The sequence below is a fragment of the Inquilinus limosus genome (assembly GCF_051487185.1).
Lineage (GTDB): Bacteria > Pseudomonadota > Alphaproteobacteria > DSM-16000 > Inquilinaceae > Inquilinus > Inquilinus limosus_F.
In genome coordinates this window covers 32,279-45,895 of record NZ_JAHVDK010000003.1, presented here as the reverse complement: position 1 = coordinate 45,895, position 13,617 = coordinate 32,279, and the positions used below count along the sequence as shown (strand labels likewise).

Genomic DNA, 13,617 nt, shown 5'->3' with positions numbered 1-13,617 from the left:
AGCAGAGGATAAATGCCTGACCAATGGAGAGCGCGATGGCCGACCCCACCGATCTCCAGGCCGCCGCCGGGATCCTGGCCGCCCATCGGCTGCGGCCCGGCGCCTTTCCCGGCCTGCCGGAGACGCTGCGCCCGGCCGACCTTGCCGGCGCGCGCCGCCTGCAGGATGCGGTGCATGAGCGGCTGTCCGCCGATCTCGGGCCGCGGACCGGCTGGAAGATCGGCTGCACCACCCCGGTGATGCAGCGCTTCCTCGGCATCCCGGAGCCCTGCGAGGGCGGCATCTTCCAGGCCAATATCCAGATGAGCCCCGGCCGTTTCCCGGCGGCGGCGCATCACCGGATCGGCGTCGAATGCGAGATCGCGGTCCGGATCGGCCGCGACCTGCCGCCGGGCGAGCCGGACCGCGCCGCGCTGGAGGCGGCGGTGGAGGCGGTGCTGCCGGCGATCGAGGTGGTCGACGACCGCTATGCCGATTTCGCCGCGCTCGGCGCGCCGACCCTCCTGGCCGACGACTTCTTCCAGGCCGGCTGCGTGCTGGGGCCGCCGGTCACGGACTGGCGCGGCCTCGACCTGGCCGCCCTGTCCGGCCGGATGCTGGTCGACGGCGCCGAAGCGGGAAGCGGCCACGGCCGCGATGTGCTGGGCCATCCGCTGAACGCCCTGGCCTGGCTGGCCGGGACGCTGGCCCGCCGCGGCCGGAGCCTGAAGACCGGCGAGATCGTGCTGCTGGGCAGCCTGGTGCAGACGCAATGGCTCGCCCCCGGCGCCCGCGTCGCCATCGAGATCGAGGCGCTGGGCCGGGCGGAGATGGAGGCTTAGGACTTCACCGGCCCAGGCATGCCGCGGCGCAGGCGTCCAGGATGGCGTCGGCGTCGAGGCCGTATTTGCGGTAGAGCTGCGGGATCGTGCCGGACTGGCCGAAATGCTCGACTCCGAGCGGCTTGACCCGGTGCCCGCGCACGCCGCCGAGCCAGGACAGCGTCGCCGGATGCCCGTCCAGCACCGTCACCAGCGCCGCGTCGGGCGCCAGCGGCGCCAAGAGGCGCCGCGCCAGGCAGGGTTCGACCGCGTGGCCGGCGCGCACCGCCGCCAGCTCGGCATGCCAGCCGGCGTTGAGCCGGTCGGCCGAGGTCACGGCCAGGAGGCCGGCGCCGGGGATGTCCTCCAGCACTTGCTCGAAGGCCGCGATCGCCTCCGGCGCCACCGCGCCGGTGTAGACGATGGCAAGCGACGCGCCCGGCGCCGGCTCGCGCAGCCAATAGCCGCCGGCGATGATCGCCCGGCGCAGCTCCTCGGTCATTTCGCGCCGCGGCTGCTCTAGCGGCCGGGTCGACAGGCGCAGATAGACCGAGCCGCCGTCATGGTCGCGCACCCAGTCGCTGGCCGCCGGGTCCGACTTGTCGCGCTGCATGTAGTCGAAGCCCCAGGCCATGATCGCCGCCAGCTCGTCCACATAAGCCGGCTCGAAGCTGGCGAGGCCGTCCTGGGCCATGCCGATCAAGGGCGTGCCGATCGACTGGTGCGCCCCGCCCTCCGGCGCCAGGGTCAGGCCGGAGGGCGTCGCCACCAGCATGAAGCGGGCGTCCTGGTAGCAGGCGTAGTTCAGGGCATCGAGGCCGCGGGCGATGAACGGGTCGTAAAGGGTGCCGACCGGCAGCAGCCGCTCGCCGAACAGCGAATGGGTCAGGCCCAGCGCCGCGAGGTTGATGAACAGGTTGTTCTCGGCGATGCCGAGCTCGACATGCTGGCCGTCCGGCGACATGCCCCAGCGCTGGGCCGAGACCACCTTCTGCTCCTTGAACACGTCGGCGCGGACGTGGCGGTCGAAGATGCCGCGGCGGTTCACCCAGCCGCCGAGATTGGTCGAGACGGTCACGTCGGGTGAGGTGGTGACCACGCGCTCGGCCAGCGCGTCCTCGCGCTTGGCCAGGTCGCCCATGATCCGGCCGAAGCCCTCCTGGGTCGACATGGTCTCGGCCCGGGTGAAGTCGAGATCGCGCGGCACCGGGATCCGGTCGGCCAGGTAGCGCCGCCGCCCCTCGGCGGCGAAGGGCACGGCGGCGAGGAAGGCCGTGAGATCCTCCGCCATCTCCTCCATGCCGGCAAAGGGCTCCCATTCCCTTCCCTCGGGCACGCGCTGGCTGGCCTGGAAGGCGGCCATCTGGTCCGGGTTCATCAGCCCGGCATGATTGTCCTTGTGGCCGGCGAAGGGCAGGCCGAAGCCCTTGATGGTGTAGGCGATGAACACCGTCGGCACGTCGTCGGCGATGCCGTGGAAGGCCGACAGTACCGTCTCCATGTCATGGCCGGCGAGGTTGGTCATCAGCGCGGCGAGCGCCGAGTCGTCATGATCCGCCAGGAGCTCGGGGATGCCGGGCTCCCCGCCGATATCGGCCAGCAGCTGGCGGCGCCAGGCCGCGCCGCCCTGATAGACCAGGGCGGAGTAGAGCGGGTTGGGGCATTCGTCGATCCAGCGCCGCAGCGCATCCCCGCCCGGCCGCCGGAACGCGGCCTCCAGCAGCCGGCCGTATTTCAGGGTGACGACCCGCCAGCCCATGTTCTCGAACAGCTTGTCGATGCGGGCGAACAGGCGCTCGGTGACGATCGAATCGAGGCTCTGGCGGTTGTAGTCGATCACCCACCAGACGTTGCGGACGTCGTGCTTCCAGCCCTCCAGCAAGGCCTCGTAGATGTTGCCCTCGTCGAGCTCGGCATCGCCCAGCAGCGCCACCATGCGGCCGCCGGTCTTGGCCGTGCGGCCCCATTCCTTCAGCGCCACATAGTCCTGCGCGATCGAGGCGAACAGCGTCATGGCGACGCCGAGCCCGACCGAGCCGGTGGAGAAATCGACATCGTCCGCGTCCTTGGTGCGCGACGGGTAGGACTGGGCCCCGCCGAGGGAGCGGAAATCCTCGAGATTCTCCCGCGTCTGCTGGCCGAGCAGGTACTGGATGGCGTGGAACACCGGGCTGGCATGCGGCTTCACCGCCACCCGGTCCTGTGGCCGCAGCACGTCGAGATAGAGCGCGGTCATCAGCGTCACCAGCGAGGCCGATGACGCCTGGTGGCCGCCGACCTTGAGCCCGTCCGGGTTGGGCCGGAGGTGGTTGGCGTTGTGGATCGTCCAGGCGGACAGCCAGAGGATCTTCTTCTCCAGCGCCTTCAAGAGGCGCAGCCGCTCCGCTGCCGCCGCGCCCTCGGCCTCGATGCGCGCATCCCGCACCCTGCGACCAACCGTCCCCATCGCCCGACGTCCTCGTCCTGCCGCGGATCAGACCCTATACCTTAAGGAGCACGTCAGTGAACCGGACGCAACGCCGGTCCGCTGCCCTGAGGACGACTCCCGCCGACGGAATCCCGCCGCCGCGCCGTGCAGGGGCCGGGAGGGGGATCGATCGTTCGAAAACGGAGACGGAGAAGCCATGTCTCTCGTCGAAGCGGCCATCGCCGCCAACCGTTTCGGATTCGGCGCCCGGCCGGGCGAGCTGGAGACCATCGCCGACAGCCCGAAGACCTGGTTGAAGGCGCAGATCCGCCAGCCGGCCGCGCCTGCGGGCGACCTGTCGATGACCCAGGCCGGGCTGGCCGTCCTGATCGCGGTGCAGACCGCGCCCGACATGGACACCCGCAAGGTGCACCAGCAGGAGGCGATAGCGCTGCGCGACCGCGACCGCATCGCCCATATCCAGTCGGCAGTGGCCGCCGACACGCCGTTCCGCGAGCGGCTGGTCAAGTTCTGGACCAACCACTTCACCGTCTCCTACGCCCAGAACTACGTCGTCCCCTTCGCCGGCGCCTATGAGAACGAGGCGATCCGCCCCCATGCCACCGGCCGGTTCCGCGACCTGCTGGGTGCGGTGGTGAAGCACCCGGCGATGCTGTTCTATCTCGACAATGCCCGCTCGGTCGGGCCCAACTCGAAGGGCGGGAAACAGGCCGGGCTGGGCCTGAACGAGAATCTGGGGCGGGAGCTGATGGAGCTGCACACGCTGGGCGTCGACGGCGGCTACACCCAGGCCGATGTGCGGGCGCTGGCGATGATCTTGACCGGCTGGACGCCCGGCCGCGCCAAGGACCCGCCCGGCACCGTCTTCGCCTTCCGCCCGACCGGCCACGAGCCCGGGCCCAAGACCTTCCTGGGCAAGACCTATCCCGAGGCCGGCCAGGACGAGGGCGAGGCGGCGCTGGACGCGCTGGCCGCCCACCCGGCCACGGCCCGGCACATCGCCACGCAGATGGCCCGCCATTTCATCGCCGACGACCCGCCCAGGGCCGTGGTGGACCGCTTGGCCGGAGCCTTCCAGGACACCGGCGGGGACCTGGCCGCGGTGTCCGAGGCGCTGGTCGACGGCCCCGAGGCCTGGGCGCCGGAGCGGCGGAAGTTCAAGACGCCGATGGAGCTTGTGACCTCCGCCCTGCGCGGCTTCGGCACCACCGACGTCGACGTGGCGGCGGTGAACTGGACCCGCCGGCTGGGGCAGCAGATCTACAACGCGCCGTCGCCGCAGGGCTGGCCGGATCATGAATCCGACTGGCTGGCGCCGGAGCTGATGATGCAGCGGATCGAGTGGAGCTATCAGGTGATCCCCCGCCTGGTCGCCGACCAGTCGCCCCTGCCCTTCGCCGAGGCGCTGCTGGGCCCGACCCTGTCGGACAAGACCAAGGGCGTGCTGATGGGCGCGCCGAGCCAGCGCGAGGGGATCGCCCTGGCGCTGCTGAGCCCCGAATTCCAGAGGAGATGAGAGGATGGAGCTGACCCGACGCCATCTTCTCGGCGGCTTCGCGGCCACCGCCGCGGCCACGGTGCTGCCGGCCCGGTTGCTGCTGGCCAAGGCGCCGATCGAGCAGCGCTTCGTGCTGGTGATCCTGCGCGGCGCGCTGGACGGCCTGGCCGCGGTGCCGCCCTATGCCGATCCGGACCACCGCGCGCTGCGCGGCGCCCTGGCCCCGCCCGACCCCGGCCAGGATGGCGGCATGGTCGACCTGGACGGGCGCTTCGCCCTGCATCCGGGGCTGGCGCCGCTGAAGGAGTGGTATGCCGAGGGCAGCTTCCTGCCGCTGCACGCCGTGGCCTCGCCCTATCGCGAGCGGTCGCATTTCGACGGCCAGGACCTGCTGGAAACCGGCGCGCCGCGGCTGGACGGCACCCGCGACGGCTGGCTGAACCGCACGCTGGGCCTGATCGGCGCCACCGACCGGCGCTTCGGCATCGCCTTCACGGAGGACATCCCGCTGGTGCTGCGGGGGTCGACGCCCGTCACCTCCTGGCTGCCGGCCCGGCCGACGGTGCTGCCGCCCGGCTTCCCCGACCTGGTCGCCAGGCTGTACGACCGCGACCCGGCGCTGCACGCGGCCTATGCCGCCGGGCTGGACACCACGACCTATGGCCGGCGGATCCAGGAGATGGTGCGGGCCAGCGGTTCAGCCGGGCCGGCCGATGCCGCCAAGCCCGGCGACATGCCGGCGAAGGGCGGGATGGCGCGGGCCGCCGGGGGCGCCGACCTGCAGCTGGCCCAGGCCGCCGGCAAGTTCCTGGCCGACCCCAAGGGCTCGCGCATCGCGGTGATGGAGCTGTATGGCTGGGACACGCATGTGCAGCAGGCGAGGCGGCTGGACCGGCTGCTGGCCGCCTATGCCGCGACGCTGCAGGCCCTGCGCGACGGGCTGGGCGACGCCTGGAAGGAGACCGCGATCCTGACCGTGACCGAATTCGGCCGCACCGCCGCCGCCAATGGCTCCGGCGGCACCGACCACGGCACCGCCTCGGTCGCCTTCCTGGCCGGCGGCGCGGTGCATGGCGGCCGGGTGCTGGCCGACTGGCCGGGGCTGGCGGCGGACAGGCTGTACCAGGGCCGCGACCTGGCCCCGACTACCGACCTGCGCGCCGTGGTCAAGGGCGTGTTCCGCGACCATCTCGGCCTGCCGGAGGACGCGCTGGCCCGCGTCGTCTTCCCCGGCAGCGCCGAGGCGGCGCCGATGCGGGAGCTGGTGCGGAGGGCCTGACAGGCCCGCCCGTCACGCGGCCAGCGCCTCGCGGCCGTAGTTCTTGGCGTAGGCGTTCTCGATGCCGGGCAGGATCTCCAGGATCTGGAACCAGCGGTCCCAGAACGGGGTCTCGCGCAGCGCCTCGATCACCAGCTCATAGGCGTGGCGGTCGGCGACCTCCCACACCCAGATGTCGGTCACCCGGGCGGAGTAGAACTCGACGTCGTAGAAGCGGAACCGCACCTGCGGGCTGTGCCGGCGCAGGATCGGCTCGACATGCTCGGCCATCAGGCGGAAGCGCTCGTCGACGCTGAAGCCCAGCCATTCCGGCGTGGTCTTGACCAGCATGAAGACGGTCATCACGACCTCGGTCGCGGCGTCGGTGGTTTCGGTGGACATGGTTTGATGTCCCGTTGCGTTGTGGATCGAACGGGGCGAGAATGCGAGCAATCGCTCACATCTCAAACTCGCATTCCGCCATGCCCGCCGATCCCCGCCCTGACCGGATCAAGCCCCGGAAAACGCCGGGCCAGGCGCGCTCGGTCGAGACCGTGGCGGTGATCCTGGAGGCCGCGGCTCGCATTCTCGAGGAGCGGGGGCTGACCGGCTACACCACCAATGCGGTCGCGGTGCGGGCGGGGGTCAGCATCGGGTCGCTGTACCAGTATTTCCCGGGCAAGGACGCGCTGACCGCGGCGCTGATCGAGCGCGAGGCGGCGGTGCTGCTGTCCGACATCGCCGCGGCGCGGGAGGAGCCGGACGCCCAGGCGGCGCTGACCCGGATGATCGCGGCGGCGGTGGCGTATCAGATGCGCCGGCCGGTCCTGGCGCGCCTGCTGGATTTCGAGGAGCGGCGCCTGCCGTTGGAGACCCACAACGGCCATGTCGCCGACCAGATCCAGGCGGCGGTGGCCGCCACCCTGGACCGGGCCGGCCTGCCGCCGCAGGGCGATGCCGGACTCGCCGCCTGGGACGTGCTGGCCATCGTCAAAGGCATGGTCGATCTCGCCGGCGAACGCGGCGAGACCGACCCGCGGCCTCTGGAGCAGCGGGTGGCCCGGGCGGTGTTCGGTTATCTCGGCTGGCCGGCCTAGGCCGGCGCGCTATTCGTCCAGCTTGCCCAGCCCGATGGCGGCGAGCAGCACGCTGCCGTCATTGGTCAGCGCCCATTTGCCCTGCCGCTCCTCGATCAGGCCGCGGGCCTGCAGGGCCAGGCGCACATGGTCGGCGACGCCGGTTTCGTGGCGGTGGATGCGCCCCAGGGCATCCTTCTCGTCGGCGGAAAGGTCCTCGGGTCGAAGCTGCGACATGGTCTCCTCCTCGGATCGCCGCGCCGGCCCCTGCCGTCGCGTCTCGCACAACACCCGACGACCCCGTCCGGGTCCGCCTGCTGCGGACCCGGCAGGCCCCGGGGTCAGGCGGCTCCCTTGCGGACGCCGCGGTTCACCGCGCTGGCCACCGCCTTGAGCGAGGCCATGACAATGTTGCTGTCGATGCCGACGCCGAACAGCGTCTTGCCGCCGATTCGCGCCTCGACATAGGTCGCGGCGCTGGAATCGGAGCCGCTGCGCAGCGCGTGCTCGCGGTAGTCGGCGATGTCGACATCGACCCCGATCTCGCGGCGGAGCGCATCGACGAAGGCGTTGAGTGGGCCGTTGCCCTCGCCCTGGATCGTCCGCTCCACCCCGTCGATCTTCACCTGCGCCTCGATGTGGCGCTCGCCGCGGCCGGTCGGCAGGGTGGTGTGGCCGATGACCTCGACCCGGCCGGGGGTGAGGTACTCCTGCTCGAACTCCTGCCAAATGACCTTGGACGAGATCTCCTTGCCGGTCTCGTCGGCCAGCTTCTGGATCACCTGGCTGAACTCGATCTGCAGCTTGCGCGGCAGGTCGAGGCCGTGGTCGGTCAGGAGAAGATAGGCGACGCCGCCCTTGCCCGACTGGCTGTTGACCCGGATCACCGCCTCGTAGCTGCAGCCGATATCCTGCGGGTCGATCGGCAGATACGGCACCTCCCACAGCCGGCTGTTGCTCTTCTCCATGGCCGCGAATCCCTTCTTGATCGCGTCCTGGTGCGAGCCCGAGAAGGCGGTGAACACCAGCTCGCCGCCATAGGGGTGGCGCGGATGCACCGGCAACTGGTTGCAGTATTCGACGGTGCGGACGATCTCGCCGACATCGTGCAGGTCGAGCATCGGATCGACGCCCTGGGTGAACATGTTCAGCCCCAGCGTGACGATGTCGACATTGCCGGTGCGCTCGCCATTGCCGAACAGCGTGCCCTCGACCCGGTCGGCGCCGGCCATCAGCGCCAGCTCGGTCGCGGCGATGCCGGTGCCGCGGTCGTTGTGCGGGTGGACCGACAGGATGAAGCTGTCACGCCGCGCGAAGTTGCGGTGGCACCATTCGATCTGGTCGGCATAGACGTTCGGCGTCGCCATCTCGACCGTTGCCGGCAGGTTCAGGATCGCCTTCCGCTCCGGCGTCGGCTGCCAGACGTCCAGCACTGCGCCGCAGATATCGCGGGCGTAGTCCAGCTCGGTGCCGGTGAAGCTCTCCGGCGAATACTGGAACACGATCTCGGTTTCCGGCACCGTCGGCACCAGCTCCTTGATCAGCCTGGTCCCGCGCACCGCGATCTCGGTGATGCCGTCGCGGTCGAGGCCGAACACCACCCGGCGCTGCAGCGTCGAGGTCGAGTTGTAGAGATGCACGATCGCCCGCTTGGCGCCGCGGATCGCCTCGAAGGTGCGGCGGATCAGCTCCTCCCGCGACTGGGTCAGCACCTGGATGGTGACGCCGTCGGGGATCAGGCGGTTGTCGATCAGATGGCGGACAAAGTCGAAATCGGTCTGCGAGGCGGCGGGGAAGCCGACCTCGATCTCCTTGAAGCCCATGCGGACCAAGAGGTCCCACATGCGCTGCTTGCGGTCGGTCCCCATCGGCTCGATCAGCGCCTGGTTGCCGTCGCGGAGGTCGACCGAGCACCAGATCGGGGCGCGGTCGATGACGCGGTTCGGCCATTGCCGGTCGGGCAGCGGAACGGGCTGCACCGGGCGGTATTTCTCGACAGGCATTCCGGATTTGGGCGGCATCACGGACATGGGATTTCTCTCTCGCACCGGCCGGTTCCGACCGGATTCAAAGAATAGGATGGAATGACGACGGGCGCATGACACGGATGCGCAAAGTCGGCCGCCGGGCGCGTGATGCGCCGATCAGCGGCCGGTGATAAGTCGCAGCAGGTCCCGGCGGGTGCGGGAAACAGCCTGGCTGAACGATCGTTCGGGGGTCATGGTGATGGTCCGGAAGAGAGGTCGCAACGGCTTCGGTTTCGGCGCCCCTCGGGACGCCGATCAGATAAGTCGAAGCGTGCGAAGTCGGAACATCATGTCCCCACCTAAGGGGCGGCGGGCCGCTCTGTCAACTGAATCCGTTGCTCGGTCACCCGGTCGAAGAAGCCGAGGATGGCCGGGCCGGTGCCCGCGGGCCAGCCATGCGAATAGGGCCGCCGGCCGTTCATGGTGGAGGGCAGATCGCAGAACACCACCGGGGAGATGATATCGACCTTGCCCCAGCGCTTGCAGCGGAAGGCGGCGCTGGCGTCGGACGGGCTGTCGGGGAGCCGGTTCTGGGCGATGCGCTTGTCGCGCTCCGCCAGTCCCTGGCGGTAGGGCACCATATTGTCCTTCGGGTTGTGCAGCAGGATCGCCGCGATCTGGCCCCGGCAGGGGCGGACGCTGCCGATGCCCCCTGCGACCACGGCGGTGGCGCGGAACACCCCGGCGCGGCCGCAGGACAGGTCGTTGACGAAGCTGCCGCCCATCGAATGTCCGGCGGCGAAGATCTGGTTCTGGTCGACGCACAGCGTCGCCTTCAGCCGGGCCAGGAGGGTGTCGACATAGGCCATGTCGCGGTCGGCCCTGGCGCCCCAGCCGCCCTGCGCCTGCGGGTAGACGACGATCGCCGGCCGCGCCGCCGGCCCTTCCAGGTCGAAATAGGTCCGCACCTTCTCGGCCGTGCCGGTGCGGCCGTGGAACGCCAGGATCAGCCGGTAAGGCTTCGATTTGTCGTAGCCTGGTGGCAGGTCGACGATGTAGCGCCAGGACGCGCCCTCGAATTTCAGCGTCTGCCGGCCGTCCGCCGCCGGGATGCCGCAGCCGCTGGTCGGCTGCGGCGGCAGCTCGGCCAGGTTCGGGCCCGGCGCTGCGGGGCGGGGGCCGCCGCCCGGCGCGGCGCAGGCGGCGACAAACAGCAGGCAGGCGAGGACGGCCAGCCGGCCGGCGCGAAGGATCGAAGGCATGGTGATTATTTCTCGCGCAGGCGCGGCATCAGCTCGACGAAGTTGCAGGGCCGGAACCGGTTGTCGAGCTGGTCCTTCAGGATCAGGTCCCAGGCGTCGCGGCAGGCGGAGGGAGAGCCCGGCAGCGCGAACAGGTAGGTGCCGCCGGCGACGCCCGCGGTGGCCCGGCTCTGGATCGTCGAGGTCCCGATCTTCTCGTAGGACAGCCAGCGGAACAGCTCGCCGAAGCCGGGGATGTGCTTCTCGTAGACCGCGTGGAAGGCTTCGGGCGTCACGTCGCGGCCGGTGACGCCGGTGCCGCCGGTGGCGATGACGACGTCGACCTCCGAATCGGCGATCCAGGCGCGGAGCCGCGCCTCGATCGCGCCCTGCTCGTCCTTGACGATGCGCCGGTCCCGCACCGTGTGGCCCGCTGCCGCGATGCGCTCCGCCAGCGCGTCGCCGGATTTGTCGTCGGCCGCCGTGCGCGTGTCGGACACGGTCAGGAGGGCGATGTTGACGGCGATGAACGGACGCGACTCGTCGATCCGGCCAGGCATATGCCCCCCAAATGCGGTGGTCGAAGGCAGCAGCCAAGCTAGCCGAGGTGGTGCGCCGCGAAAAGCGAAACGGTTGCGCTCAGGCGTCGCGCTTGAAGGCGCAGCCCAGCTCTATCATTCGATGCTTCAGCACCAGCAGGTCGCGCCAGACGTCGCGCTTCATGCCGGGCTGCCGCAGGATGAAGGCTGGGTGATAGATCGGCATGGTCGGCACCGGCGCCGGCAGGCCCGGGAAGGAGCGGTCGAACCAGCGGCCGTGGATCCGGGTGATGCCCTCGCGCGTCGCCAGCAGCGCGGCAGCGGCGGTGCCGCCGGCGCAGAGCAGGATCTTCGGCCGCATCAGCGCGATATGGCATTCGATGAAGGGCAGCGAGATCGCGATCTCGGCCGCGTTGGGCTGGCGGTTGCCGGGCGGCCGCCAGTTGACGATGTTGGAGATGTAGACGGTGCTGCGGTCGAGGCCGGTCGCCGCCAGCATGCGGTCCAGCAGCTTGCCCGACTGGCCGACGAAGGGCTTGCCCAGCCGGTCCTCCTCCGCCCCCGGCGCCTCGCCGACGATCATGATGTCGGCTTCGGGGTTACCGTCGGCGAACACCATCTGGGTGGCCGTGGCCTTCAGCCCGCAGCCATCGAAGGCGGCGAGCGCCGCGGCCAGCTCCTCCAGCGTCCGGCAGCCGGCGGCGATGCGGCGGGCATCGCCGGTGGCGGCGTCGCTGCCCGGCAGCACCGCGGCGGCCTGGGGCCGCGGCGACGGCCTCGGCTCGAGCTGGACAGGCCGGGGCGGCGGCACCATCTGGACAGGGGCCGCCGGCGCCGCGGCGGCGCGGGGCCGGCCGAGCGCGCCCGGATCGTCGCCGATCGCTTCGTCGACGCCGGCGTCCTGGTACCATTTCAGCAGGGCGATGATCTCGGCGGGCTGCACGGCGGCGGCTGATTCGCTGATCCTGTCCATGCGCTAGAAGCGACCGCGCCGCCCGGCCTGTCAACCCCGGCGACCGACCTGACGCAGCGTCATCGGGACCTGAAGCGCCGCAGCCGGAGCCGAAGTCGACGCGATGTGATCGGCCATTCGATTCCCGGGATGCATTTCTGTAGCATGCCGCCAACCGAAGACAGGGACGCGCGATGGAACGCGAATTCATGGAGTACGACGTCGTGATCGTGGGCGCGGGGCCGGCGGGCCTCGCGGCGGCGATCCGGCTGAAGCAACGGGCGGCGGAGACCGGGCACGAGGTCAGCGTCTGCGTGCTGGAGAAGGGATCGGAGGTCGGCGCCCATATCTTGTCGGGCGCGGTGCTGGATCCGCGCGCGCTGAACGAGCTGATCCCCGACTGGAAGGACCAGGGCGCGCCGATCGAGACGGCGGTGACCCGCGACGAGTTCCACTACTACACCGCGGTCAGCAGCTTCCGGTTCCCCAACTTCGGGCTGCCGAAGGAGCTGCACAACCACGGCAACTACATCGTCAGCATGGGGCTGGTGACGCGCTGGCTGGCGCAGCAGGCCGAGGCGCTGGGGGTGGAGATCTATCCCGGCTTCGCCGCGGCCGAGGTGCTGTACCATGAGGACGGCTCGGTCAAGGGCGTGGCCACCGGCGACATGGGCATCGGCAAGGACGGCCAGCCGACCGCCAACCACACGCCGGGCATGGAGCTGCACGCCAAATACACGCTGATCGGCGAAGGCGTGCGCGGATCGCTGGCCAAGCAGCTGATGGAGCGCTTCAGCCTGCGCGCCGAATGCGACCCGCAGACCTTCGGCCTGGGCGTCAAGGAGCTGTGGGAGGTGCAGCCGGAGAAGCACCGGCCCGGCCTGGTGCAGCACGGCTTCGGCTGGCCGCTGGACAACGAGACCTATGGCGGCAGCTGGGTCTACCATTTCGGCGAGAACCTGGTCTCGATCGGCTACGTCGTCGCGCTGGACTACAAGAACCCGTATCTGTCGCCTTTCGAGGAGTTCCAGCGCTTCAAGACCCACCCGCTGGTCCGCCCGGTGCTGGAGGGCGGCAAGCGCCTGGCCTATGGCGGCCGCGCCATCAACGAAGGCGGGCTGCAGTCGATCCCCAAGCTGACCTTCCCGGGCGGCTGCCTGATCGGATGCTCCGCCGGCTTCGTCAACGTGCCGCGGATCAAGGGCAACCACACCGCGATGAAGAGCGGCATGGTCTGCGCCGAGGCCGTGTTCGACGCCCTGGCCGAGGGCCGCGAGGGCCATGACGAGGTCACCGCCTATCCGGAGCGGCTGAAGGCCAGCTGGGTCTGGCAGGAGCTGACGGTGGTGCGGAACTGCCGCCCGGCCTTCCGCTGGGGCACGATCCTGGGCACGCTCTATTCCGGCCTCGAGCTGTGGACCCGCGGCAAGCTGCCCTGGACCCTGCACCACAAGCATGGCGACCACGAGACGCTGCGCCCGGCCGCCCAGTCGAAGAAGATCGACTATCCGAAGCCGGACGGGGTGATCACCTTCGACCGTCTCTCTTCGGTGTATCTCTCGAACACCAACCACGAGGAGAACCAGCCGTCGCACCTCAAGCTGAAGGACCCGTCGGTCCCGATCGCCTACACCCTGCCGGTCTATGACGAGCCGGCGCAGCGCTACTGCCCGGCCGGGGTGTACGAGGTGGTGCGCAACGAGGACGGCAGCGATCCGCGCTTCGTGATCAACGCGCAGAACTGCGTGCACTGCAAAACCTGCGACATCAAGGATCCGAAGCAGAACATCGTCTGGGCCGTGCCGGAGGGCGGCGGCGGCCCGAACTATCAGATGATGTAAGGATCGGATCCCGGCGC

General features: G+C 70.3%; 12 protein-coding genes. 5 read left to right on the top strand and 7 right to left on the bottom strand.

The annotated features are described in order from the left end of the window. The first annotated feature begins 35 nt into the window (after positions 1-35). The gene (locus KXR53_RS03775; RefSeq protein ID WP_437373544.1) at positions 36-821 is read left to right on the top strand and encodes a 2-keto-4-pentenoate hydratase; all 786 of its coding nucleotides are present in this window, start codon (positions 36-38) and stop codon (positions 819-821) included. Positions 822-825: 4 nt separating this feature from the next. On the opposite strand, the gene KXR53_RS03770 is transcribed toward KXR53_RS03775, so the two are convergent. Next, positions 826-3,246 (bottom strand): 1-deoxy-D-xylulose-5-phosphate synthase N-terminal domain-containing protein, encoded by a 2,421-nt coding sequence (locus tag KXR53_RS03770; protein WP_437373542.1) that lies wholly within the window; start codon positions 3,244-3,246, stop codon positions 826-828. Between the two features lie 178 nt (positions 3,247-3,424). On the opposite strand from KXR53_RS03770, the gene KXR53_RS03765 reads away from it, so the two are divergent. After that, positions 3,425-4,744 (top strand): DUF1800 domain-containing protein, encoded by a 1,320-nt coding sequence (locus KXR53_RS03765; protein ID WP_437373540.1) that lies wholly within the window; start codon positions 3,425-3,427, stop codon positions 4,742-4,744. Positions 4,745-4,748: 4 nt separating this feature from the next. Beyond that, positions 4,749-6,005 (top strand): DUF1501 domain-containing protein, encoded by a 1,257-nt coding sequence (locus KXR53_RS03760; RefSeq protein ID WP_437373538.1) that lies wholly within the window; start codon positions 4,749-4,751, stop codon positions 6,003-6,005. Positions 6,006-6,017: 12 nt separating this feature from the next. Here the strand turns inward: KXR53_RS03760 and KXR53_RS03755 are convergent, their stop codons facing one another. Next, positions 6,018-6,386 carry a darcynin family protein gene (locus tag KXR53_RS03755; RefSeq protein WP_437373537.1) on the bottom strand — a complete coding sequence of 123 codons (369 nt, stop codon included), beginning with the start codon at positions 6,384-6,386 and terminating at the stop codon, positions 6,018-6,020. Positions 6,387-6,466: 80 nt separating this feature from the next. On the opposite strand from KXR53_RS03755, the gene KXR53_RS03750 reads away from it, so the two are divergent. Continuing rightward, entirely contained in the window at positions 6,467-7,081 is a 615-nt protein-coding gene (locus KXR53_RS03750) for a TetR/AcrR family transcriptional regulator (RefSeq protein WP_437373535.1), read from the top strand. Positions 7,082-7,090: 9 nt separating this feature from the next. Here the strand turns inward: KXR53_RS03750 and KXR53_RS03745 are convergent, their stop codons facing one another. The 5 genes from KXR53_RS03745 to KXR53_RS03725 all read right to left on the bottom strand — a co-directional run bounded on the left by KXR53_RS03745 (position 7,091) and on the right by KXR53_RS03725 (position 11,780). After that, the gene (locus KXR53_RS03745) at positions 7,091-7,297 is read right to left on the bottom strand and encodes a hypothetical protein (protein ID WP_437373533.1); all 207 of its coding nucleotides are present in this window, start codon (positions 7,295-7,297) and stop codon (positions 7,091-7,093) included. A 104-nt stretch (positions 7,298-7,401) separates the two neighbouring features. Further along, positions 7,402-9,090: a 2-isopropylmalate synthase gene (leuA, locus tag KXR53_RS03740; protein ID WP_437373531.1), complete on the bottom strand. Its 1,689-nt coding sequence runs from the start codon at positions 9,088-9,090 to the stop codon at positions 7,402-7,404. A 296-nt stretch (positions 9,091-9,386) separates the two neighbouring features. After that, on the bottom strand, positions 9,387-10,289 hold the full coding sequence (locus KXR53_RS03735; protein ID WP_437373529.1) for an alpha/beta hydrolase family esterase: 903 nt from the start codon (positions 10,287-10,289) through the stop codon (positions 9,387-9,389). 5 nt (positions 10,290-10,294) lie between these two features. After that, complete coding sequence (gene moaB / locus KXR53_RS03730; protein ID WP_437373527.1) at positions 10,295-10,828, bottom strand: molybdenum cofactor biosynthesis protein B; 534 nt, start codon at positions 10,826-10,828, stop codon at positions 10,295-10,297. 79 nt (positions 10,829-10,907) lie between these two features. Further along, positions 10,908-11,780: a uracil-DNA glycosylase gene (locus tag KXR53_RS03725; protein WP_437373525.1), complete on the bottom strand. Its 873-nt coding sequence runs from the start codon at positions 11,778-11,780 to the stop codon at positions 10,908-10,910. A 173-nt stretch (positions 11,781-11,953) separates the two neighbouring features. Here KXR53_RS03725 and KXR53_RS03720 point away from each other — a divergent pair, with 173 nt between their 5' ends. After that, positions 11,954-13,600, top strand: a complete 1,647-nt coding sequence (locus KXR53_RS03720; RefSeq protein WP_437373523.1) for an electron transfer flavoprotein-ubiquinone oxidoreductase — start codon at positions 11,954-11,956, stop codon at positions 13,598-13,600. Positions 13,601-13,617 lie beyond the last annotated feature (17 nt).

Coding starts and splice junctions, on each gene's coding strand:
- KXR53_RS03775 (WP_437373544.1), top strand. CDS start 36: ATGGCCGACCCCACCGATCTCCAGGCCGCCGCCGGGATCCTGGCCGCC.
- KXR53_RS03770 (WP_437373542.1), bottom strand. CDS start 3,246: ATGGGGACGGTTGGTCGCAGGGTGCGGGATGCGCGCATCGAGGCCGAG.
- KXR53_RS03765 (WP_437373540.1), top strand. CDS start 3,425: ATGTCTCTCGTCGAAGCGGCCATCGCCGCCAACCGTTTCGGATTCGGC.
- KXR53_RS03760 (WP_437373538.1), top strand. CDS start 4,749: ATGGAGCTGACCCGACGCCATCTTCTCGGCGGCTTCGCGGCCACCGCC.
- KXR53_RS03755 (WP_437373537.1), bottom strand. CDS start 6,386: ATGTCCACCGAAACCACCGACGCCGCGACCGAGGTCGTGATGACCGTC.
- KXR53_RS03750 (WP_437373535.1), top strand. CDS start 6,467: ATGCCCGCCGATCCCCGCCCTGACCGGATCAAGCCCCGGAAAACGCCG.
- KXR53_RS03745 (WP_437373533.1), bottom strand. CDS start 7,297: ATGTCGCAGCTTCGACCCGAGGACCTTTCCGCCGACGAGAAGGATGCC.
- leuA (WP_437373531.1), bottom strand. CDS start 9,090: ATGTCCGTGATGCCGCCCAAATCCGGAATGCCTGTCGAGAAATACCGC.
- KXR53_RS03735 (WP_437373529.1), bottom strand. CDS start 10,289: ATGCCTTCGATCCTTCGCGCCGGCCGGCTGGCCGTCCTCGCCTGCCTG.
- moaB (WP_437373527.1), bottom strand. CDS start 10,828: ATGCCTGGCCGGATCGACGAGTCGCGTCCGTTCATCGCCGTCAACATC.
- KXR53_RS03725 (WP_437373525.1), bottom strand. CDS start 11,780: ATGGACAGGATCAGCGAATCAGCCGCCGCCGTGCAGCCCGCCGAGATC.
- KXR53_RS03720 (WP_437373523.1), top strand. CDS start 11,954: ATGGAACGCGAATTCATGGAGTACGACGTCGTGATCGTGGGCGCGGGG.